This window comes from Pantoea sp. SGAir0183 (genome assembly GCF_043545505.1).
The window spans coordinates 1,307,367-1,330,203 of sequence record NZ_CP028053.1 but is presented as its reverse complement, the minus strand read 5'-3'; the positions used below and the strand labels follow the sequence as shown (position 1 = coordinate 1,330,203).

Genomic DNA, 22,837 nt, shown 5'->3' with positions numbered 1-22,837 from the left:
GGTGCGACACACGACTAACCCCCTGAATCAGGATGGATATTCATATTTATGAAGAAGTGTAAAACTTTGTCTGCTGTTGCGCTGCCCGCTGCAATCTTTCACAGGGTGCAAAGCGGTCACCATATTGCTGCTCAAGCCGCGTTAATCTGTTGACGATTTCCCCAGCACCAAGGCGATCAATATAGTGAAATGGCCCACCCAGAAACGGGGGAAAGCCAATACCAAACACCGCACCAATATCACCGTCACGGGGCGAGCGGATAACCTGCTCATCCAGACAGCGCACCGCCTCATTTAACATCATCATCACGCAGCGCTCTGCGATGTGTGCCCCACTCTGCACGCTTGCGGGTTTAATCTGCAATACGTCGTACACGGTGGGATCCGGCTTTTTACGTTGCAAACGTGACGATTCATACAGATAGAACCCTTTATGATTTTTTCGCCCTTTGCGTCCGTCGTTGATCACGGCCGCCAGAGCAGGCGGTGCCGCAAACCGTTCACCGTAAGCCTGCTGCAACCCGGGCGAGATTTTACTGCCAACATCGATGCCCACCTCATCCAGCAGTTGAACCGGCCCAACCGGAAAGCCAAACATCACCAGTGCGCGGTCAATATGTTCAACAGGTTCGCCCTCAAGCAGACAGCGCATCGCTTCGTTGATGTAGGGCGTCAGAATACGGTTGACGTAAAAGCCCGGTCTGTCAGCGACCACAATCGGCGTTTTGCCCTGTTTACGTGCCAGCGTGACGGTGCTGGCGAGCGTTTCAGGCGATGTCGCCGCATGCGGGATAACTTCAACCAGCGGCATTTTCTCCACCGGACTGAAGTAGTGCAGGCCAATAATATTCTCAGGACGCGCGGCCTTCGCCGCAATGTCGGCAATCGGGAGGGAAGAGGTATTGGACGCAAAAATCGTCTGGGGCTGACAGTGCGTTTCCACCTCTGCCACCATTTGCTGTTTCAGCGCCAGATCTTCAAACACCGCCTCGATGACGATGTCACGTTGGGTAAACCCCTGATAGTCGGTACCGCCGCTGATGCGCGCCATCTGCTGCTGGCGCTGCGCCGGGGTGAGCTGACGACGCTGCACTTTTTTACTCAGCAGCGCCCAACTGGTCTGCAGCGCATGATTAATGCCGTTCAGGCTGATGTCTTTGATGCGCACGGGCAGACCGGCATGAATTGCGCTGACGCAGGCAATGCCGCCGCCCATCAACCCGCCGCCCAGCACACCGACACGTTCGACTGGCCGGGGCTGCGCCTCAGTTCCGTTCTCTTTTTTCAGCGCGGTGGAGGCAAAAAACAGGCTGCGTAGCGCCGCCGATTCCGGCGTCATGGCCAGCTCGCCAAAGGCGCGCGCCTCGGCGGCATAACCTGCCTGACTGCTTTGCTCAAGCCCAATGCGCACCACATCGATGATACGTTGCGTGGCCGGATAGTTCCCCTGGGTTTTGCGTTCCGTTTCCCGCCTGACCAGCGCAAACAAGGCCTGGCGGGCGATAGGCCCCTGCAGCAGACGGTCGCGCAGCGGAAGCGGTGCGCGGCGGCATTTGCCTTTTTTAACGCTTTCGATAGCGGTATCCAGCAGGATCGCCTGCGGCACCGCGTCATCGACAATCCCCAGCTTCTTCGCCTGCTTCGCGCGCAGGCTTTTCCCCGTCAGGATGAGAGGTAAAGCCTTTTGCACACCAATCAGATGCGGCAGACGCTGCGTGCCACCCGAACCGGGCAGTAATCCCAGTTGCACTTCCGGCAGTCCCAGACGGGTTTTATCATCCAGCGTACAGATGCGTGAATGACAGGCCAGCGCCAGCTCAAGACCGCCGCCTAAGCAGGCCCCGTGAATCGCGGCCACCACAGGAAACGGCAAGGCGGCAATCGCGGCCATTACCTCCTGCCCTTGCCTTGTCAGAGCTTCGGCTTCATCCGCACGCTGACAGCGATCAATCATGGTGATATCGGCACCTGCTACAAAGTTGTCAGGCTTCCCGGAAATCAGTACCAGCCCGAGCAGCTGCGGATGCTGGCGTGCCTCGCTAATCAGGCTGGCAATCTGGACCGCAAATTCCGCCTTCAGCGTATTCATTTTTTCATTGGGCACATCAATGGTGATCACGCCAACATGATCGTCCCGCATCTGCAAAGTAAACGCGCGCTGTTCCATTATTCGGCCTCCAGAACCATGGCTGCACCTAATCCTCCGGCGGCACAGGCCGTGACCAGTCCCAGCCCGCCTCCGCGCCGACGCAATTCATTTAAGGTCTGCGTGATCATGCGCGCGCCGGTCGCCGCAAAAGGATGACCATAGGCGATGGAGCCGCCCAGGACGTTAAAACGTGCATCGTCGATTTCACCCAGCGCGTGCGAGCGGTTTAATACCTCGCGGGCAAAACGTTCGTCACGAAACAGCTTGATATTACTCAAGGTCTGCGCCGCGAACGCTTCATGCATATCAATAAGCGTCAGATCAGCCAGCGTGATGCCAGCACGATCAAGCGCCAGCGGCGAGGCGTAAGCGGGCCCGAGCAGCATGTCCTGCCAGACATCAATGGCGGTAAAGGCGTAGCTGCGCAGATAGCCCAGCGGCTGTAATCCCAGCGCTTTGGCCTGGCCTTCACGCATCAATATCACCGCCGCCGCCCCGTCCGTTAACGGCGTGCTGTTGGCTGCCGTTACCGTGCCGTGCTGGCGATCAAACGCCGGACGTAAACGGGCATAGTCAGCCGCTTTCGCATCCATTCGCACGTTATTATCCTGGTCTATGGGGGCCTTGAAGGGCGGGACGAAGGCGGCCATGACTTCCTGATTCAGCACGCCCGACTGCCAGGCCTGCGCTGCGCGCAGATGCGAACGCAGAGCCAGCGCATCCTGTTCTTCCCGGCTGATGCCGTGCGTTTTCGCCATCTGTTCTGCGGTATCGCCCATGCGTAATCCTGTGGAGTATTCGGCCACGGCAGGCGGCACCGGTAACAGATCGCCGGGACGCAGGCGGCGCAGAATCTGAAACTTTTGGGAAAGGCTTTTTGCTTTGTTCATATCCACCAGCGCACGAGCCAGCGTTTTACTGACGCCAATCGGCAGGACGGAAGAGGAATCCGCGCCGCCCGCAATACCGACCGAAATCGTGCCTGCCAGCAGGCTTTCCGTGACGTTAGCCACCGCCTGGAAGCTGGTCGCACAGGCTCGGCTGACGCTGTACGCATCGGTACTGACGCTGAGACCACTGCTCAGCACAATTTCCCGCGCGATGTTGGGAGCCTCTGGCATCTGCACCACCTGACCAAACACCAGTTGCTCAATCATCCCGACCGGTAACTCACTCCGGGCCACCATTTCACTGACCACCATCCGGCCCAGCTCTACGGCGGGAATGCCATGAAATCCTGTCGCCTGACGGAGAAAAGGCGTACGTAATCCATGAGTGATAGCGATGCGCTCGCCCGTACGCGTCAACAGTGACTGCGCTTTGCTCATTGTATCCACCTGTGCATCGTGACCGGGGCATCATTGCCAAAAGAGGTCTGACCTGATCCACAGTGTTAACCACAAGCGGCTACGCCGCCAACATCAGGAAGAGAAAAGTGAGATGAGAAACACGAAAATGACAAACGCCGCCGGGCAGCGGCGTTAAGCGGTTCAGCGTAAACCTAACTGAAAAATCAGGGTTTCTGCCTGACAGCTAAAAGTAAAAGCAACATCAAGCCGCACGCCGCCCGTCTCTTCTGTGAATCGCGCATCTATGACACAGGGATCGGACTCGACCTGACGCGCCCTTTCGCTCAGTTCAGCCAGTTTGCTGTCGGCTTCCGCGCGCTGGCCAAACCACGCTGACCAACTGGCGGTACAATCGGTGTTGTCCATTACGGTACCGACATCCACACAACAGCATGCCGCCGTTTCGGTCGCGCGACATTTTTTCAGAGCATCCGTCATGGTAATCTCCTGGTTTCACAACTAAAGGGAAAAGCCTTGCTGCGAAAAATTCTACGCTTTGGATTTCTCCCCCGCTATGCACGCGACGCTAAGTGACGAATATCACAATATAATTTGATCTGAATCAGTTTTGCGCCTGCTGCCTGCCTCGTTTCCCGCAGAGAAGTGTTAAGCAGATCGAATTTTCATCTATCAAATTGGAAATAATTTAAAAACAATATTGCAACATGTGTACAGGTCGGACCTATACTCTCCGCACTGGTCTGATATGTCCGACCGTCATCAGTCCATACAATCCGCCGTTCCTTGTTACACGACGTCACAACGTTAAATAATAATTCACATGAGGTTGTGGTCATGAACCATAAAAACCTGTTCGCAAAGTCAGCCGTGGCAGCTGCGGTAGCGCTTATTTCCTCTAACGTTTACGCAGCCGGATTTCAGTTAAATGAATTTTCTTCCATTGGTTTAGGTCGTGCTTATTCAGGCGAAGGCGCAATGGGTGATACGGCGGCCTCAGCCAGCCGTAACCCGGCGACCATGGCGCTGATGGATCGCCCTGAATTTTCACTCGGTGCGGTATATATCGATCCTCAAGTGGATATCAGCGGCCAGAGTCCAACAGGACGGAGCCTGGATGCGAAAAACATCGCGCCTAATCAGTGGATCCCTGATCTGCACTATGTCCAGCCGATTAATGACCAATGGTGGGTAGGTGCCTCTGCCACCTCAAACTACGGTCTGGCGACAGAATTTAATAACGGTTATACCGCAGGCGGATTCGGCGGTAAAACAGACCTGACGACCGTTAATCTTAACCTCAGCACCGCCTACCGCCTGAATGAACACTTCAGCTTTGGTGTGGGTTTTGATGCCGTTTATGCTAAAGCGAAAATTGAGCGTTATGCCGGAGAGTCGTTCTCCGCGCTGGGCATTCCTGCGGATACCCAAATTACCCGACTAAAGGGGAACGAATGGGGTTATGGCTGGAACGCCGGTGTACTTTATGAGGTTGATAATAATAACCGTTTTGGTTTCACCTACCGCTCTGAGGTGAAAGTTGACTTTGATGGGGATTACAAAAGTAATCTTCCTGCGGCCATCAACGCATTTAACATTCCCGGCGCACCTTTTGGCACAAGCGGAAACACGATTCCGGGTTCATTAACCCTGAATCTGCCAGAAATGTGGGAAGTTTCAGGCTGGCATAAAGTCGCGCCACAATGGGCCGTTCACTATAGCCTGGCCTATACCAGCTGGAGCCAGTTCCAGGAGCTGAAAGCGACCGGTTCGAATGGTCAGACGCTGTTCTATAAAGATGAAGGCTTCCATGATGCCTACCGTATCGCCCTGGGTACCACTTACCAGTACGATAAAAACTGGACCTTCCGCAGCGGTATCGCCTTTGATGACAGCCCGGTTCCGGCTGACAAGCGTTCCATCTCCATCCCGGATCAGGATCGCTTGTGGCTGAGTGCGGGTGCCTCCTATGCATTTAATGACGATGCCTCCGTCGATGTCGGCGTCTCTTATATGCATGGTCAGAAAGTTACCATTCAGGAAGGCAATTACACCTTTAATTCCAGTGGTAAAGCCTGGCTGTACGGCGCGAGCTTCAACTACAAATTCTGATATGTTGACCGCATAAAAAAGCGACACACTGTGTCGCTTTTTTTTGCTCCGCCTGGCGAGCTCTGACAGAACATTCGTATAAATCACTTCAGCCTGAAGCCGCCCTTTTCCGGGCGGCCTCACATTACTGAGAATCGATATCTTTGAGATCGTCCTGAATTGCCGCTGCGTTCGGATTATCTTCGGGCTTCAGCTTGCCACCACGCGCCAGGAAGTCATAGCGCTCAAAATAGGCGTTACGCATAAAGGCGTAAGGATCGCGCTGCTGTTTCAGGATAGCATCGGAGTCCAGCAGTTGCGCACGCGTTTCCACCCCTTCAAGTGCCCATTTACCCACGGACATCGGCCAGGTCAACCAGCCCAGCACCGGATAAAGCGTATCCACATAATCGCCGCCGTCCTGACGCACCGTAAAGCTGCCATAGCCAGGCAACTGCACGTAAGGACCGTAGCCCACGCCATAGTGCCCCAGCGTGGTACCGAAGCGTTGCGGCCCCTGGCGCGCCAGCTCAGGGTTCGCTTTGCCTGCAACGTCGATAAAGCCGCCCAGGCCCAGCACGGTATTCAGGAAGAAACGCGTGAAGTGAATACCGGCATTGCGCGGCTCACCAACCAGAATAGCGTTCACCATACTGGCGGGTTCGCTCAGGTTGCCCAGGAAGTTGCTCAGGCCAGCACGTGCCGGGACGGGCACATAGTCGCGCCAGGCCACAGCCACCGGACGCACCACATACGGGTCCAGCACATTGTAGTTAAAGTTAAACATTGTGCGGTTAAAGCCTTCAAACGGATCGCTACGCCCGGCTGGCGCATCGGTCTCCGGCTTTGAACTGGCACAACCCACCAGAAGCACACTGGCCAAGGCCAGGCTGGTCAGGCGGTGATCCATTTTTTTCTCCCTGTGCATATAAGTGATGTATACCCTGCCGCCTTTCTCGGGTAGATCAGCGCGTTAAGCAAGCATAGCTGATATCCACGGTGCGGTTTACAGATTCAGACAGAGCCAGAGAATATCGGTCTAAGGCTGCTGCGCATTAATCTCAACGGTCACATGCTGATGACCGTCCCAGGGCACGACGGCGCTGACACCGAACCAGTCACCCGGCTCAGGGTTCGCGCGGCCATTACGTGAAATCCTGACGCGAACCTGGATCTGTTTCTGCGCCGAAAGACGGCGCCCCTGCATCATGGCATTACTGTCATCCAGCGTCAGCGACACGGGAAAATGCCCGGCAGCAAGACGCTTCACGGCCACCGGCACGGGCGACATACCGTCAGTAACCGAAATATACATGACTCCGCCCGGCGGTAACATGTTTTCTGCCTGGGGAGAAAGCGTCACATCTACCGTCAACTGGCTCGCTTGTTGTCCGGCGTCCGTTCTGGCTTGCTCAATACTGCGCGCAATGTTGTCGCGCCGGGGATCGTCCGCCGGCAGCGCGTTCAGTAAGGTTTGCCAGGCCGCAATCGCCTGAGCATAGTGTTGCTGTTCAAAGGCAGCGTAAGCCAGCAGGCTCAGCGTCCGGGCATTGTGCGGATCCTGTTTACGCAGATCCTGCAACACAAGTTCTGCCTGACGGTTTTCCTGTGGATCGCCCGACCGGGCCAGAACCTCGGCGTAATCCTGTTTTAATACCTGATTATTCGGTGCCAACTGCAGCGCGTGCTCGAACGCCTGACGGGCGGTCGTCGCGTTATTCAGCACCATACCAAGACGGCCAAGCATTGCCCAGTCGCTAAGGTTATCAGGCTCGGTTTGCAGATGGCTGCGCAAACCGAGCTGTAAGCGTGAAAGCTGTTCCGGCGTCAGCGGCTTCGCGTGAGGATCCAGCACCTGCGCACGCAGCGCAGGATATGCTTTCTGCACCTGCAGCCAGCCGCTGAACGGCACAAAACCGCCGGTGTTGAGATAGCACACCAGCGGCACGACCAGTAAGACAATAATGCCCGGTAACAATACCCAACGGCGACTGCTGCGCGACTGTGCATCCGGTGCAGGCGGAATATCACTCAACAGTGACTGCTGTAGCTCGCGCGCCATCACGTCCCGCTCGGCGATCACGCCCTGATCCTCATCCTGCGTCAGTTCGGCCAGCCGTTGGTGATAAAAATCTTTATTAAGGCTGTCACGCGTGACTATGTGGGACGCGCGCGGACGCCAGCCTGCGGCCAGGAACAGCACACAGGCCGCGAACAGCAGTACCAATATCGCGATTAAAAAGGCTGCCATTATGCTTCCCTGTCCGATTTCAAAATGGCTTCAAGCCGCTGTTGCTCTTCATCACTCAGTTCGCTACAGGTCTTACGCTGGCGACTGCGCCAGACGATTACGCCCGCGCCGCCTGCGACAAACAGCGCAGGTCCCAGCCACAGAATCACGGTGGACGGCGTTACGGGCGGTTGGTAGCTGACGAAATTGCCGTAGCGCGCCACCATATAGTCGAGGATCTGCTGACGCGTTTGTCCCTGTTTCATCAGCTGATAAACTTTCAACCGCATATCCGCCGCAATCATGGCGTTGGAATCCGCAATGCTGTTGTTCTGACATTTGGGGCAGCGCAGGGAGGCGGTGATATCACGGTACTGTTCTTCCTGCGCGACGGAGTCAAATGCATAGGTATCGATGGCCGCCCACAGGCTGGCGCTAAACAGCAAGCCGCAAAGCATCGTCACCAGCGCTTTCATGAGCCGCTCTCCGTATTGTATTTATCCCATAAAGGCTTTACTTCCTGCTGCCAGACGCGCGGATTCAGATCTCCGGCATGGCGATAGCGAATAATGCCGTTGCCATCGATCAGAAAGGTTTCCGGTGCGCCATATACGCCAAGATCCAGGCCCAGCATACCGTCACCATCATACAGGCTGAGCGCATAAGGATTACCCAGCGTGTTTAACCAGGTCACCGCCTTTTGCCGATCGTCTTTATAATTGAGCCCTACTACCCGCACGCCCTGCTCTGCCAGCGTATTCAGATAGTGATGTTCTGCCCGACAGGTCGGGCACCATGTTGCCCAGACGTTGAGTAAAAGCGGTTTGCCGGTGATAAGCGTTTGCTGGTTGTAGGTTTTGCCGGGCGTTTCCAAGGCTTCGAGCCGGAACACCGGCAACGGTTTACCAATTAACGCCGACTCCAGCCGCGTAGGATCGTCGCCCGCCGCATTGCGTGACAGTTGCCAAAGCAGCGCGGCGGCCAGCAGTAAAAACAGGATCAGGGGAATAAACAGAATCTTTTTCATGCCCGCACCTCGCGCTCGCCTTTTTTACGCGCACGATAACGCGGATCCAGTAAACAGAGCAGACCGCCCGCAGCCATAAACAGTCCACCGAACCAAATCCAGCGCACAAAGGGTTTATAGTAAATGCGCACCGCCCAACTGCCGTCATCGAGTTCCTCACCCAGCGCCGCATAGAGATCGCGGGTAAAGCCACCATCAATTGCCGCCTCGGTCATCATGGTGCGCGCCGCTGAATAAAAGCGTTTTTCCGCATACAACATCGCTTCAGGCTGCCCGTCCCGCGTCACATCAATCACCGCCACGCCGCCGCTGTAGTTGGGCCCTTGCAGATCCTGAACATCGCGGAAGACAAAGTGGTAGTGATGGATATCAACACTGTCGCCCGCTTTCATGCGCACATCCCGTTCAACGCTGTATTGCGTGCTAAACGCTATCCCAATCACGGTGACGCCGACACCTAAATGGCCGAGCACCATGCCCCAGTGGCTGCGTGACAAGTGGCGCAGTCCGGTGAAAAAAGAATGACGATGCGTCGCACGTTCATGCAGTTCCATCAGGGTTAACACGATGATCCATACCGCCATCAGCAGGCCCACTACCGTCATTGCCTCTACCCGATCCTGTAGCCACCAGGGCAACAGCACGGAGGCCAGCAGCGTGACGGCCAGTGCTAACAGCAAACGCCGTACCAGCTTCTGGGGTTCATCACGGCGCCAGCGCACTAACGGCCCAATCCCCAACATTAAGGCCAGCGGTGCCATCAGCCAGCTGAACAGCGTATTAAAAAAGGGCTGGCCCACGGAGATGCTGCCCAGACCGAGTTGTTTATGGACCAGCGGTAACAGCGTACCGAGCAGCACCACCAGCATGGCCGCAATCAACAGGACGTTATTGCCCAGCAGAAAGGACTCGCGTGACCACAAGGCGTTTTGTACCCGGCTGCGGACCTGCCCTCCTTTGAGGGCATAGAGCAGCAGCGAGCTGCTAATGACAATCACCAAAAAGGCCAGAATAAACATGCCCCGCGCCGGATCGGAGGCAAACGCGTGCACCGAGACCAGCACGCCGGATCGCACCAGGAAGGTCCCGAGCAGACTCAGGGAGAACGCGGTAATCGCCAGCAATACGGTCCAGGCTTTAAAGGTGCCGCGCTTTTCGGTCACCGCCAGTGAGTGCATTAACGCCGTGCCAGCCAGCCAGGGCATAAAGGACGCATTTTCAACCGGATCCCAGAACCACCAGCCGCCCCAGCCCAGCTCGTAATAGGCCCATGCAGAGCCCAGCACAATACCTATGGTCAGGAACAGCCAGGCTGCGGTGGTCCAGGGACGCGACCAGCGCGCCCAGGCGGTATCCAGCCTTCCGGCCATCAGGGAGGCAATGGCAAAAGCAAAGGCCACCGAGAAACCGACATAGCCCATGTATAACAACGGCGGATGGAAGATCAGGCCAATATCCTGCAGCATGGGATTGAGGTCGCGGCCATCGACGGGAAAGTCCGGCAGGGTGCGGCTGAACGGATTAGAGGTGAGGATGATAAATAGCAGGAAGCCCAGCGTAATCATGCCCATCACCGCCAGCACGCGCGCCAGTGCGTCCTGCGGCATGCCACGGCTGAAGATCGCCACGGCCAGCGTCCAGCCACTCAGCAGCAGCACCCACAGCAGCAGGGAGCCTTCGTGCGCCCCCCAGGTGGCCGCAATGCGGTAATAGACCGGCAGCAGGGAATTCGAGTTGTTAACGACATAGCTTACGGTAAAGTCGTTAACGATAAACGCCCAGACCAGCAACCCGAAAGCTCCCGCCACACAGCCGAACAGGCCAACGGCCAGGGGACGCGCCATGCCCATCAGGCGCGCATCCTGACGCCAGGCGCCCCACAGCGGATATACGCTAAGCAGCAGCGCCAACGCGACGCCGAGACAGAGTAAAAAACTGCCCAGTTCTGGCATCATGGTGTCTGTCCTGCCGGGTGAGTCGCGGCCTGTTGCACGGGTGGTGCGGGCTTCATCGCGGCGGTGATTTCAGGTGGCGTGTAATTTTCATCATGTTTCGCCAGCACTTCTTTGGCGTTGATCAGGTTGCCGGGTTCAAGGACGCCCTGTGCAACGACGCCCTGCCCCTCGCGAAACAGATCGGGCAAAATGCCCACAAAGTTTACACTGACCACACCACGGCCATCGTAAAGCTGAAAAGAGACGGCCAGCGTTCGGGGATCTCGCGTGACGCTGCCGGGCATCACCACGCCGCCCACGCGCAGACGCTGTCCGGGTTCCGGCCTGATGTGTGCATCACCTTTCCCCTCCAGGATTTCACCTGGCGTATAAAACAGATCGATATTGGACCGTAGCGCATACATTACCAGCGCGGTAGCCAGTCCAAGTCCGGTAAGTATCGCCACGACGACATACAGGCGATTACGACGGCGGGTATTCACTTCGCTTCTCCTGCCGTTTTAGTCCCGGCACGTTTAACACTGGCCGCGCGCAGACGGCGCTCCCGGGCATCACGCTGGCGAATGTCCGCCAGCAAACGTCTGTGTGACCACCAGCTGTGTACAATCAGGCCACAAAGCGGCACCAGCGCCCCTGCCACCGCCAGCCAGACGTAAAAGGCGTAACCGCCCATGGCAATGAAGTCATGCCATGAGGCAAAAGCGGGCGTCATTCTTTGCTCCTTGTCTTTGCCAGGGCAATCGCCCAGGGACGTTTACGTTCCGTCAGCAGAATCAGGTTGCGTAAGCGCATCAGCGTTAACGTGATAAACAACAGCAGGTCACCCAGGATGGCCCAGCGCAGCGGCGTGCGCATCGGCGGCGCGATAGCCTGTTGCAGTAAGCCGGACGATCCCTGATGCAAGGTATTCCACCACTGCACAGAGAAATGAATGATGGGCAGATTGATCACGCCGACCAGAATGAGCACCCCTGCGGCGCGCCCGGCCATGCGACGGTCCTCGAACGCCTGATACAGCGCAATGACGCCCAGATATAAAAACAGCAGCACCAGTTCTGATGTGAGCCTGGCGTCCCATATCCACCAGGTTCCCCACATCGGCTTGCCCCAGGCAGAACCGGTAACCAGCGCAATAAAGGTAAACACCGCACCGATCGGTGCCATCGCCGCTGAGACTAAATCGGCCATTTTCATCTGCCAGACCAGACCAGTAAACGCCGCAACGGCCATCGCGCTGTATATCCCCATCGACCACATGGCCGCCGGAACATGAATATACATAATGCGAAAACTGTCACCCTGCTGGTAGTCTGCCGGTGCATAGCCAAATCCCCATATCCAGGCCAGCAGCAGTACCGCCGCACTGGCCAGGGCGAACCCCGGCACCAGCCGACCGCACAACTGATACAGCCGTTCGGGCTTCGCCAGCTGATGTAATCCTTTCCACATGTTTACTTGCTCACTTTTAAATAAACGCGAATAACACGTCTGATGCGTGCTGATTTAGTGCAGCGTAATCCGCAACGCCGCGGCGGTGGCAAACGGGGCCAGCGTCGCACTCGCGACCAGCATCGCCCCCAGCAACGCCAGGTAACCGCCAATGGCTAACCCCTGACCTGCGGCGTCGATGGCCGCGCTGGCAAAAATCAGTACCGGAATAGCCAGTGGCAGAACCAACAGGCTGAGCAGCACGCCGCCGCGACGCAACCCAACGGTCAGCCCCACGCCAATCGCGCCGAGAAAACTCAGCGTCGGTGTTCCTAACAGCAGCGTCAGTGCCACCGCCCGCCAGCCCGGCATATCCAGGGACAGCAACAGGGCCGCCAGGGGCGAAAGCAGAATTAACGGCAAGCCCGTGACCAGCCAGTGGGCGATGACTTTCCCCAGCACCGTGACCGGCAGCGGTACAGGCGACAATAAAAGTTGCTCCAGCGTGCCGTCGTTAAGGTCATCACGAAACAGCCTTTCCAGCGCGAGCAGCGAAGAGAGCAATGCCGCAACCCAGACAATGCCGGGTGCGATCCGTGCCAGCTGATGAGGATCGGGACCGATACCCAACGGGAAGAGCGTGATGACAATCAGGAAAAACCACAGTGGATTCATCACTTCGGCGCCGCGACGACAGGCGATGCGTAATTCGCGCTGAATAAGACGACACAACATTACTGCCACTCCACGGCATGCAGGCGGATAGTATTGATCTGCCCCGTCAGCCCCGGTAGCGCCTGATGGCTGGTCACGATGACAGAACCCCCCTGCTGCGTGTGCGCCACAAAGCGGCTCATTAACGTCTCCACCCCCGTGTGATCGAGGGCGGTTAAAGGTTCGTCCAGGATCCATAAGGTTGCCCGGGTCAGCCACAGCCGGGCCAGGGCGATGCGCCGCTGTTGTCCGGCAGAGAGCTGCGCGGCCGCGACCTCTTCATAACCTGCCAGGCCGACGCTGGCCAGTGCAGTAAAAAGGTGTTCATCGCGGCAGTCTGGATGATAAAAGCGCAGATTTTCCAGCGCCGATAACGCCGATGAGATCCCCGGCAGATGCCCCAGGTAAAGCATGGCCTGATGCCAGGTGTCGCGTTGCCGGTGAATCGGCTGCGACTGCCAGCGCACCTCACCATGTTCAGGCGTGCTCAGTCCGGCCAGGATACGCAGCAGCGACGTTTTCCCGGCCCCGTTTGGCCCTTCAATTTGTACGATGTCACCTGGCGACACGCGAAACGTAAGCGCCTCAAAGAGCGCGCGCTCATCACGCACACAAAGCAGATTAATGATTTCCAACATGGAGGGGTAAATCGCGCCAGCCAAATAAGGCGCAAATGATAGCACAATGTTACAGCGTGCCGAAGGCTGTGCGCGCTCCCCTTTTGCGCAGGGCTTAGATATTCGTGCTTTTCAGCGCGTCTGGTGGATAAAAAGCGCACCACGGCAGAAGGTTGTCACGTTTGTTCGCTGTCGCAGAAACAGTTTCGTTAGCCAAAAAACGACTACGCTTATAACGCATTTGTACTGTTACCAGGAGAAAACATGAAGCCTTCATCAAGCATAAGTCAGGGACCTAACGATGTAGACAGCGAAGAAAAAGAACAGGGAAAGGAGGATATTGAAGTAGATGAAGACGCCCTGCCCTCGCGTGCCGCCGCTATCCACGAAGAGATTCGACAGGACGGGGAAAAAGAGCTGGAGCGGGATGGCATGGCGCTGCTGTGGTCAGCGATTGCGGCCGGGCTGTCAATGGGGGCTTCACTGATGGCCAAGGGCATTTTTCAGGTTCATCTGGACGGCGTCCCCGGCGCCTATTTACTGGAAAATCTTGGCTACACCTTTGGCTTTGTGATTGTGATTATGGCACGGCAGCAGCTTTTCACTGAAAACACCGTGACGGCCGTTCTGCCCGTTATGCACAAACCCACCACAAGCAATCTTGGTTTATTGCTTCGCCTGTGGGGCATTGTGCTACTGGGCAACCTTATTGGTACTGCATTCGCCGCCTTAGCGTTTAACGAAATGCCCATTTTTGATGAAGCCACTCGCCAGGCCTTTACGGATATCAGCATGAAGGTGATGGAACATACGCCGGGCGAGATGTTTGCTAACGCGGTGATCTCCGGCTGGATCATTGCCACAATGGTCTGGATGTTCCCTTATGCGGGAGCGGCCAAACTGTTTGTCATTGTGATGATGACCTGGCTGGTCGCACTGGGCGATCTGGCACATATCGTGGTGGGTTCCGTTGAGGTGCTTTACCTGGTGTTTAACGGCAGCGTGCCCTGGACCGCGTTTCTCTGGCCTTTTGCTGTTCCAACCCTGTTGGGTAACCTGACGGGCGGTACGCTGATTTTCGCCCTGATAAGTCACGCCCAGATTCGCAATGATATGGGCGAAGCTGCTCAGGCAAAGGCGAAGGCAGAACGGCGCAAAGCTGAGAAAAAACGTCAGCAGCAGCAGCAAGAAGAACGCTAAATTGCTGACAGAATGAGCAAACGCGCGGCAGTGTAGTGAATCCTGCCGCTTAACTGCGGTATACTGCGCTGGCGTCTCCTTAGTTAAATGGATATAACGAGCCCCTCCTAAGGGCTAGTTGCAGGTTCGATTCCTGCAGGGGACACCACGTACAGCCTTCTGACATTCACCAAATTCACTCATCCTTCTTATCTTTAATACCGCCTCTGCTCTGCCTGGGTGACGACGGCCAGTTTCTGCGCATTTCAACATGAACGATTACACATACACATTTCCTGTTTAAGCATTCACGCTCTATTAAGGCTCAGAACGGCCGGCACTTTTAGGCAAGCGGTCAACATCTCATCGTGTTTTTTGCGACCAGCTTGCCCCTGTCGACAGACTGAAGAAAAGTGTAACGCCTGGCCGATAACGCGCAATCTTCCTAAATAATCAAGTCGGGGACATTCTCAGAATCAGAAAGAAAATGAAGCGCCTTTATGTGGATCGCTACCCACTCATTTCTTAAGCGCCCTGCGTAAATCAGAAAACCCGACAGAAAACGGCGTGCTCGCTTTTGCCAGACGAGAGGTTTTATTTTTCTGCCTGCTGTTTCAGTTCGGCATAGCGGGCTGTCAGTTGTTTCAGGTGCATTTCCAGCTGAGATTGGGCAGCAGCAGGTAACGGTTTCCCCGCTGGATGTTGCGACAGTAAGCGCAGCTGTTCTTCAGCCGGTATGGACTGATTAAAGAACTGCATCGTGGCAAAAACCACTGATTTCAGCTCACTGACCGTTATGTATTTACCCTTCTGTTCATCAAGGCCATTTAATCTGTCGCTCAGTTTTTGTAGTGTCATCATTCCCTGAGACCAGCCATTAAGCTGCTCTGCCGGTAATGCGACAGCACTGCGTTGTTGTTGCCATTGCTGTGCCAGAGACTTTGCCTGCTCCGGCCAGAGCGCCTGAGCCTGCTCTACAAGTTGTCGGCTGTAGTCAATGCTCCAGCCCAGCGGAAGCTTATCCAGACGGTTCAGCTGTTGCTGTGTCTGGGCGATCACGTTCTGCGGCAAAGCAGTCTGCTGACGCAATAGATCCACCTGTTCTGGCGTGAGCGTTGCAGGTAAAGGTGCCAGAGATGCCGCCAACTGAGCCTGCAGCGGATTTGGCCGGTTTACATATTGCCAGCTTCCCGCTGCGGCCACGCTTATCGCCAGCATGGTACCCATACCGGCAACGAAAGATTTCCACTTTTTTACCGGCGCGGGAAGGGTCGCCAGTACTTCCACATTCGCCTGATGTTCAGGGCGGGCAACATACACCCATTTCATCGCGCTGACGGTTTCTTCTGCACCGTCGGCTGCGAAGGCGGCTGCATCGTTGATCACACTAGCTGGCAGCACAGCTGCCCCTGCCCGGGTTGTGTCGTCACTGTTTTCCAGCCGGACAGCGCTGTTAGCGACGCAGAACCTTATCGTTCAGTCGTTCTGTAAACCTATCGCCGTGTGTGGCTAAAGAGATCCGGGCGATTGAGGTTAATATAATCGACGCCCGCCGCCGCAATTTCCTGATGAATCGCTATATCGTCATCACCGTAATAAACCATAATCTCAAGCCCGGTCTTACGGCTTGCTTCAAGAATACCGGGATGACGCATCTGCTCTACGTTTACCTCAATGATCGATGCATGATGCACGGTGGCAACGAGAGAGGGAGACATCGCGATATTGAGGGTCATCATTTTGCGAAAGTCCGGCGCAACGGCCTGAAGGCCAGCGCGCATCGTTTCGGAAAACGAAAAGAAAAACGTATCACGGACCATACCGAGATCGCGTACCAGTGCAGCCACTTTTACCGGATCGCAGTATTTCAGCTCAATATAAACGCCCGCTCGGCCGCGCAGATGTTCGAGATAGGCATCAAGTCGCGGCACCCTGGCGTCTTTAAAACGCTCATCGAACCAGCTTCCCGCATCCAGTGTATCAATATCGCGCGACAGAGCATGCCCAACAGGGCCCGTCCCGTTCGTGGTGCGATCCAGCGTCTCGTCATGGATAACGTAGAGCACACCATCGGCGCTCTCCCGTACATCCAGCTCAATGTAATCAGCCCCCTGTTCAAGCGCCAGATCGGCGGCAAAGAAGGTGTTCTCTGGCGCAAAATGGTTGGCGCCACGGTGTGATACGATTCGGGTCATGGAAATCTTGTCCTGTAAGCTAGCCAGCGTGAACCTGTCTGCTGGGGTGGCCGGTTACGGCGAGGTTGGCATGAAGATCGACGATGCGTTTACCGACAGCATTGAAGATCAGAGTCAGTTCGGGTTGGCTCGCTATTCCTACCCGGGAACCAGGCGCATGACGCACCGCTTCACCATATTCCAGCGCGCGAAGCGTGCCGGCCGGCGTGTCAATCGTGTAGAAAACTTCACGCCCCATCGGCTCAACGGTCATGATCTCCCCACACAAGGGAGCCTCGTCAACGGTAATAAGGTTGATATCTTCCGGACGCAGACCAAAACAAACGGGGCCGTCGTATTCGTGGTTCAGTTCGAGTGTCGTTTGCCCCAGGTGCAGAAACCCGCCGACTGCCTGTCCTTCCACAAGATTCATCGGCGGCGAGCCGATAAACCCTGCAACAAAGCGATCGGCCGGACGTCTGTACAGGTCATCAGGTGTACCAATCTGCACTATCTCGCCATGATTCATACAGATGATCCGATCGGCCATGGTAATGGCTTCCAGCTGGTCATGGGTGACGATCAAGGTGGTGAAGCCGAGACGTTTCTGGAGATTCTTGAGTTCCGTCCGCATGGTGATACGGAGCGTCGCATCGAGGTTAGAAAGCGGTTCGTCAAGTAACAGAATATTCGGTTCCTTGACCAGTGCCCGCGCCAGCGCCACGCGCTGTTGCTGCCCCCCTGAAAGCTGCGACGGGCGTCGATCAAGCAGTGCGCTTATTTGCACCAGATTAGCCGCCTCCTCCACGCGCCTGGCAATGTGCTCCTTACCTGTTTTTTTAAAACGTAACGGAAAAGCGATGTTTTCGCGTACCGTCAGGTTCGGGTAAAGCGCATAAGACTGGAAGACGATACCGACGTTGCGATCGCGGGCATCGATGCGATTGACGTTGTGCCCGTCAAACGCGATCTCACCGCTGGTCGGCGCATAGAGCCCTGCCAGCAGAAACAGCGTTGTCGATTTACCGCATCCTGAGGGGCCGAGAATGGCGACGAATTCGCCGTTCTCAATGGTAAGATTCATCGGTTTCAGGACCTGAGTCTCGCCCCAGTTTTTGCTGACATTGTTAAGAGTGATCGAGGCCATGACAATTATCCCTTGATACCGCCAAAACTCATTTGAGTGATGTATTTCTGCGTAAAGGTGTAGAGAACGAACACAGGGAGTAAATAAATGATGCCCACAGCGGCGATCATGCCGTAATCCGCACCCGTATTATCCTGTGCGACAAAGAACAGGTAGAGGCTCATCGTCATCTGGCTTTTGTCGATAAGTAACGTCTGAACAAAAACGTACTCCTCCCAACCACGTAAAAAGGTGAAGGTGGCAATCGCAATCAGTCCGCTACGCACCTGGGGCAATACCACCATACGAAAAGCCTGAAAACGGGTCGCACCGTCGGTCACCGCGCTCATTTCAATATCCCAGGGCACTGCGTCGAAAAAGCCCTTCAGGACGAAGATCGCATAAGGCAGCTCCAGCGCACTCATCACCATCACCACACCGAAAAGATGGTTGAGCAGGCCCATATAGTGAAGCTGGATAAAGATGGCGATGGTGAGCGCCAGCGCGGGGAAAGCATGTAACAGCAGCAAGCCGCGCAGAAAATTTTGCCGCCCGGCAAAGACAAAGCGCGATAACGCGTAGGCGGCTGGGGTAGCGACGATCGTGACAATCAGCGTTTGTGAAACGCCAAAGATCAGCGAGCTTCCAAGTGCCGTCCAGGCCGATGGCATCAGGTCCACGCGCGTGGTGCCCGTATTCGCGATGTCGCGCATCCAGAGAAAACGGTAGTTGTGCAACGTCATGTGTGGCATCAGAAAAATCATCACAAGCAGCAGCACAACGATCCCCAGCGCAGCCCAGGACAATACCGGTCTGCGTAAACGCTCTGCCAGGAAAGCAAGCGCGATCGCTCCGATATACGCGACGCCCGCAATTGCGCTGGTGCGCCACAGAACAAGCCGGCTGACGGACGCATCAGACGTGGTCAGCGATTTGGCCAGAAGCCAGAGATAAGGCAGCAGAATCGGCACTGACATCACCGTCAGGAAGAGAATGAGCGCAGAAAGGAAGCCGACACGGTTGATTGTGCCTCTGCGTTCAAGACGCGCCCATTTCGATTTGGCCACTGCCGGGTTTGGAACGAGTGACATCACAATACCTCGATTTTCGGCGCGGCAAACGTCGCGCGCATATTACTGACCCGCCATTGCATTAAGGTCACGCCTACGCCGATCACCATCAGGCCAAGCGCCAGCGCCGCGCCATAGGCGTAAGCCCCATTTTCAAAGGCGCGACGGTAGATATAGAGCGCATAAGGCGTCGAATCGTAGACGGGACCGCCACCGGTGATGAGCAGAATGTACTCGTAGGTCGTCAGCAAGGAGAGCCCCTGATAGATGGTGATAAACCGAATGGGCTGAGACAGTGCGGGGGCCACTACATAGCGCAGCACGCCCCATTCGCTCGCCCCATCCACTCGCGCCGCATTGGCAAGATGTGCAGGGATGGAACGAATGGATGAAGTCAGAATGACCATGGCAAACGATGCCCCGACCAGGCCATTTGCCACAATGATGAGAAACAAGGGGAAATCATTACGCAGATTCATGAGCGGCAGACCGAAGGATCCGGTTACCTGATTGAGCAAACCAGACGGCGTGGGATCGGCAACCCATATCCACAGAATACTGTAGAGGACGGCCGGCGACATGCGTGGCAAAAGCCAGAGACCGCGAAAAAGATTACCCAGCCTGTCGGGAATGGCCGTCGTTGTTATCGCCAACAGGACACCCAGCCCGACGTTAAAAATAAACAGCGTCGCCGTGACATAAATCAGCGTCGTCAGCAGCACCGCAGGCATGCGCGCATCGCGTAAGACAATCCGCTCGACGTTTTGCAGCGTGAAGTGACCGACCCGCAGATCAGCGCCCATATCGGTAAAGGCGATGACGGTATTGACGATAATGGGCGCCAGGAAAAAGACGGCCAACAGCGCGATAGCAGGCGCGAGATAGAACACAGGTCGGGCCGGCCGGTGCGCCCGAGGCTGAAACTGAGACATGACCACATCTCCCTGGAGAGTAAGCGACGCTTTACAGGCTAAGCACTATTTTTTGGCGACAGACGACCGGATTTCTATATCGTCGCCAAACTGCAGTTCGAGCTCTTCGGCGATAAAATCAACGGCCTGTTTTGCCGTCATTTTTCCTGTTTCAACCGCCTGGAGACCGCTGAACAGCACCTTGTTATAGCTGCCAAACTGGATATGATTAGGCACGAACTTCGCATGTACCATCATGGGCGAAGCGGCTGACAGCACCCAGTTATCGCGGTATTTCGGCATCGCCGTTTGCGCGTTGCTGATGGCCGTGTGATAGGACGTCACAGCATGTTCGTTGTTGAAATAAGGCAACGTCGCCAGTGCCACCAGTTCGGCAGCAATGTCAGCATTTTTGCTTTTGGCGTTCACCGTATAGAGAAGCGGATGCGACAGGTTTGAGGGCTGACCGCCCTTTTTGGCCGCAGGCGCCGGGATCCAGCCTATCTTATGAAAATACCCTTCTTTGTCTGTCGGCCAGACCGCGCCATTTTTGTCGCCCAGTTGCCAGGCAACCGCCCAGACGCCCTGGTGAAAGATAAAGGCCTTCTCCTGCTTGAACGCGTTCTGAATGGCATCCCAGCTCATCGCCGTGTTATCGACCGGCGTCACTCCCTGCTTCGCATTGCGCTCATACCAGCCAAGCGCATCCGCCATTTCTGCTTTAGGGAAGATGAGCTTGCCGGTCTTGTCATCCATAAATTTCACGCCGTAAGACTGAAAAACCATCAGATAATCAATACCGACATTCGGCCGGTGCAACATGCCGTACTGAGCCGCTTTACCGTCCACGACCTCTTTGGCAAGGGCCGTCAGATCGTCCAGTGTAAAATCACCGGACTCCACCCTGGCCGGTATGGCGTTGATAAAGGCTTCATCCTTGCCGATTTTTCTCAACATATCTTTGTTGTAAAAAAACATGCGTATTTCAGCATCCTGCGGTATGCCATAGATCTTTCCATCGTTTGCCTTTGCCGACGCCCACAGGACGGGCAGGATGTCGCCATAGACCCACGGTGCCGCCGCGATCTTATCGTTCATTTGCATGGCATAGCCGTCCTTCGCAAACTGACCAATCCATTCATGGGGCAGCACATAAATATCCGGCCCTTGTCCGACGGACATCGCCTTCAGCATATCCATGGCGAAGTCGTCCCAGCCTTTGACAGCACTGCTATTGGCCTGAATCACAATATGTTTGTCGACGCCCGCAGCCTTAAATTGCTTGTTCATGATGTCGGCTGCATCTTCAATGTTGGTAATGCGGTTCGGTGCGCTACGCTCGGCGAGCGTGGCGAGTTTAATCGTTATCTCTTCTGCGTGAGTCATGCCAACACACAACGCGGACATCACGAGGGTGGCGAGGACTGTGAGTTTTTTTGACATGGTGTTTATTCCCGTTGTGCCTATTATTTAAGTAAGTTAATTTATTTAAATGACAGGTTCATGACCATGTGAAAACGACAGGGAGAAGGTGCGTTGACTTCATCAAAACATTGGGAAGGAATCGGTTCGACCCAGTCGGCCGTACTACGTTATCTGCGTCGCAACGACGCCGCATCACGTGCTGAGATCGCCGATTGTTGCGGGGTGACAGCGGCGGCCGTCAGCATGATGACCCGCGATCTCATCAAGCGAGGTATCATCATCGAAGGAGCCCGGCGTTCATCTGGCCGGGGCGCGCCCCACATTGATCTGATGCTTAATTCCTCCATCGGCTATGCCGTTGGGATTCATGCCAGCCGCTTCTCTGTTACGCTGATGCTGCTTGATTTCAAAGGGAAACGGGTCGACGAAATTGAACTGACCGGCCACTATGATACCTTTGCCCGCGCCCGCTCAGAGATACAGAAGGGCCACAAAACGTTGCTTGAGAGAAACCACATACCGGGTCATTTACTGATTGGCGCAGGCATTGCCATGCCGACGCGCTTCCAGCGCGGTCAGGCTCCGCTCCATCTGGCTCCCGAAGTGCTTTCCTGGGATGAACCCGGGCTGTTCGAAGCCATTCAGCAGGCGCTGGGCTGTCCGGTGTTAATCGAAAATGATGCCAATGCTGCCGCCATGGGCGAAATGACGCTGGGTAATGCGGCTAATCATGACGATTTTATCTATCTCTATCTGTCAGAGGGCGTCGGCAGTGGCCTTATCCTGGGCAAACAACGTTATCGCGGTCATCTGGGCAATGCGGGCGAAATTGGGCTGCTGCTGCCACTCGACAGGCCCCGCCCCTCTTTTACTGACCTTGCGGCGTGGTGTAAGCATCGCCTTGGCCAGATACCTGAAGGCCGCGCTGAGGCTGTCTGGCACCATTTTCTTAGCGAAAACACAGCGGTTCTCGACGAATGGATCGCACGTACTGGCCCGGAGATCGCCTGGCTGGGCTTTATGCTGAATGCGGTCCTCGCGCCAGCGGCGATCTATCTGGGTGGGACACTTCCGCAGATGGTGCGTGAACGGCTTGCGGCCTGGCTCGACTTTTCCACTCTGGATACGTTAAACGGCACACCTGTCGTGCAGCCTGAAATCTGTCTGCCGGACGTCGCGGCCACGGATACGGTCGCATTCGGAGCCGCCGCCATGGTCCTGCATAATGTTGCTCAGCAGGATAACGGGCATCGCGACGGGGTCAACTGACCGCTCAGCGGCGGTGACGGGATGAAGGAAACCGACGCGGCAAACATCGGCGACGGTTCTCTGAGTTGGCCTGCGGATAAACAGGTCTCTGTGAAATGAGAGCCAGTCCGCAGCGAGCGTCGGTTTATTTGCGACCGCAGCGTGGGACAGGTTTGGTTTAATTTG

21 protein-coding genes, 1 tRNA gene and 1 pseudogene are annotated in these 22,837 nt (G+C 55.8%); 4 read left to right on the top strand and 19 right to left on the bottom strand.

The window, feature by feature from the left end; all coding sequences use genetic code 11:
* Positions 1-46: 46 nt before the first annotated feature.
* The 3 genes from fadJ to C1N59_RS06390 form a co-directional block, all read right to left on the bottom strand.
* Positions 47-2,167, bottom strand: coding sequence for a fatty acid oxidation complex subunit alpha FadJ (gene fadJ / locus C1N59_RS06400; RefSeq protein ID WP_394550440.1), 2,121 nt, complete (start codon positions 2,165-2,167; stop codon positions 47-49).
* Complete coding sequence (gene fadI / locus C1N59_RS06395; protein WP_039339733.1) at positions 2,167-3,477, bottom strand: acetyl-CoA C-acyltransferase FadI; 1,311 nt, start codon at positions 3,475-3,477, stop codon at positions 2,167-2,169. Before fadI ends, fadJ begins: the two co-directional genes overlap by 1 nt.
* Positions 3,478-3,639: 162 nt before the next feature.
* On the bottom strand, positions 3,640-3,936 hold the full coding sequence (locus C1N59_RS06390; RefSeq protein WP_006120091.1) for a YfcZ/YiiS family protein: 297 nt from the start codon (positions 3,934-3,936) through the stop codon (positions 3,640-3,642).
* Positions 3,937-4,293: 357 nt separating this feature from the next.
* Between C1N59_RS06390 and fadL the strand changes: the two genes are divergently transcribed.
* Positions 4,294-5,568, top strand: a complete 1,275-nt coding sequence (gene fadL, locus C1N59_RS06385; protein WP_394550439.1) for a long-chain fatty acid transporter FadL — start codon at positions 4,294-4,296, stop codon at positions 5,566-5,568.
* 124 nt (positions 5,569-5,692) lie between these two features.
* Here the strand turns inward: fadL and mlaA are convergent, their stop codons facing one another.
* The 10 genes from mlaA to ccmA form a co-directional block, all read right to left on the bottom strand.
* The gene (gene mlaA, locus C1N59_RS06380) at positions 5,693-6,457 is read right to left on the bottom strand and encodes a phospholipid-binding lipoprotein MlaA (RefSeq protein ID WP_033740717.1); all 765 of its coding nucleotides are present in this window, start codon (positions 6,455-6,457) and stop codon (positions 5,693-5,695) included.
* 129 nt (positions 6,458-6,586) lie between these two features.
* Complete coding sequence (gene ccmI / locus C1N59_RS06375; RefSeq protein WP_033740720.1) at positions 6,587-7,798, bottom strand: c-type cytochrome biogenesis protein CcmI; 1,212 nt, start codon at positions 7,796-7,798, stop codon at positions 6,587-6,589.
* Complete coding sequence (locus C1N59_RS06370; RefSeq protein ID WP_039339742.1) at positions 7,798-8,253, bottom strand: cytochrome c-type biogenesis protein; 456 nt, start codon at positions 8,251-8,253, stop codon at positions 7,798-7,800. Before C1N59_RS06370 ends, ccmI begins: the two co-directional genes overlap by 1 nt.
* Positions 8,250-8,804 carry a DsbE family thiol:disulfide interchange protein gene (locus C1N59_RS06365; RefSeq protein WP_006120096.1) on the bottom strand — a complete coding sequence of 185 codons (555 nt, stop codon included), beginning with the start codon at positions 8,802-8,804 and terminating at the stop codon, positions 8,250-8,252. Before C1N59_RS06365 ends, C1N59_RS06370 begins: the two co-directional genes overlap by 4 nt.
* On the bottom strand, positions 8,801-10,759 hold the full coding sequence (locus tag C1N59_RS06360; protein WP_054633399.1) for a heme lyase CcmF/NrfE family subunit: 1,959 nt from the start codon (positions 10,757-10,759) through the stop codon (positions 8,801-8,803). Before C1N59_RS06360 ends, C1N59_RS06365 begins: the two co-directional genes overlap by 4 nt.
* Positions 10,756-11,241, bottom strand: a complete 486-nt coding sequence (ccmE, locus tag C1N59_RS06355; RefSeq protein WP_006120098.1) for a cytochrome c maturation protein CcmE — start codon at positions 11,239-11,241, stop codon at positions 10,756-10,758. The genes C1N59_RS06360 and ccmE overlap by 4 nt, the downstream gene beginning before the upstream one ends.
* Entirely contained in the window at positions 11,238-11,471 is a 234-nt protein-coding gene (gene ccmD / locus C1N59_RS06350) for a heme exporter protein CcmD (RefSeq protein WP_006120099.1), read from the bottom strand. The genes ccmE and ccmD overlap by 4 nt, the downstream gene beginning before the upstream one ends.
* Complete coding sequence (locus tag C1N59_RS06345; protein ID WP_033740732.1) at positions 11,468-12,208, bottom strand: heme ABC transporter permease; 741 nt, start codon at positions 12,206-12,208, stop codon at positions 11,468-11,470. The genes ccmD and C1N59_RS06345 overlap by 4 nt, the downstream gene beginning before the upstream one ends.
* Positions 12,209-12,262: 54 nt before the next feature.
* On the bottom strand, positions 12,263-12,922 hold the full coding sequence (ccmB, locus tag C1N59_RS06340) for a heme exporter protein CcmB (RefSeq protein WP_054633398.1): 660 nt from the start codon (positions 12,920-12,922) through the stop codon (positions 12,263-12,265).
* Positions 12,922-13,539, bottom strand: a complete 618-nt coding sequence (ccmA, locus tag C1N59_RS06335) for a cytochrome c biogenesis heme-transporting ATPase CcmA (protein WP_394550438.1) — start codon at positions 13,537-13,539, stop codon at positions 12,922-12,924. Before ccmA ends, ccmB begins: the two co-directional genes overlap by 1 nt.
* A gap of 243 nt (positions 13,540-13,782) precedes the next feature.
* Here ccmA and C1N59_RS06330 point away from each other — a divergent pair, with 243 nt between their 5' ends.
* Both C1N59_RS06330 and C1N59_RS06325 read left to right on the top strand, forming a co-directional pair.
* Complete coding sequence (locus tag C1N59_RS06330) at positions 13,783-14,718, top strand: formate/nitrite transporter family protein (RefSeq protein ID WP_394550437.1); 936 nt, start codon at positions 13,783-13,785, stop codon at positions 14,716-14,718.
* 73 nt (positions 14,719-14,791) lie between these two features.
* Positions 14,792-14,866, top strand: a tRNA-Arg gene (locus C1N59_RS06325).
* Positions 14,867-15,291: 425 nt separating this feature from the next.
* Here C1N59_RS06325 and C1N59_RS06320 read toward each other — a convergent pair.
* From C1N59_RS06320 to C1N59_RS06295, 6 genes and pseudogenes are all read right to left on the bottom strand, one after another.
* Positions 15,292-16,173: pseudogene (locus C1N59_RS06320) on the bottom strand (VasL domain-containing protein); the annotation flags it as partial.
* A gap of 17 nt (positions 16,174-16,190) precedes the next feature.
* The gene (gene ugpQ / locus C1N59_RS06315) at positions 16,191-16,892 is read right to left on the bottom strand and encodes a glycerophosphodiester phosphodiesterase (RefSeq protein WP_205952100.1); all 702 of its coding nucleotides are present in this window, start codon (positions 16,890-16,892) and stop codon (positions 16,191-16,193) included.
* 19 nt (positions 16,893-16,911) lie between these two features.
* Entirely contained in the window at positions 16,912-18,018 is a 1,107-nt protein-coding gene (locus C1N59_RS06310) for an ABC transporter ATP-binding protein (protein WP_394550436.1), read from the bottom strand.
* A gap of 5 nt (positions 18,019-18,023) precedes the next feature.
* Positions 18,024-19,088, bottom strand: coding sequence for an ABC transporter permease subunit (locus C1N59_RS06305; protein ID WP_394550435.1), 1,065 nt, complete (start codon positions 19,086-19,088; stop codon positions 18,024-18,026).
* Positions 19,088-19,999 carry a carbohydrate ABC transporter permease gene (locus tag C1N59_RS06300; protein ID WP_033740753.1) on the bottom strand — a complete coding sequence of 304 codons (912 nt, stop codon included), beginning with the start codon at positions 19,997-19,999 and terminating at the stop codon, positions 19,088-19,090. Before C1N59_RS06300 ends, C1N59_RS06305 begins: the two co-directional genes overlap by 1 nt.
* A 45-nt stretch (positions 20,000-20,044) precedes the next feature.
* Positions 20,045-21,421 (bottom strand): ABC transporter substrate-binding protein, encoded by a 1,377-nt coding sequence (locus C1N59_RS06295; RefSeq protein WP_006120344.1) that lies wholly within the window; start codon positions 21,419-21,421, stop codon positions 20,045-20,047.
* A 93-nt stretch (positions 21,422-21,514) separates the two neighbouring features.
* Between C1N59_RS06295 and C1N59_RS06290 the strand changes: the two genes are divergently transcribed.
* Entirely contained in the window at positions 21,515-22,672 is a 1,158-nt protein-coding gene (locus tag C1N59_RS06290) for an ROK family transcriptional regulator (RefSeq protein WP_394550434.1), read from the top strand.
* The last annotated feature ends 165 nt before the right edge of the window (positions 22,673-22,837 follow it).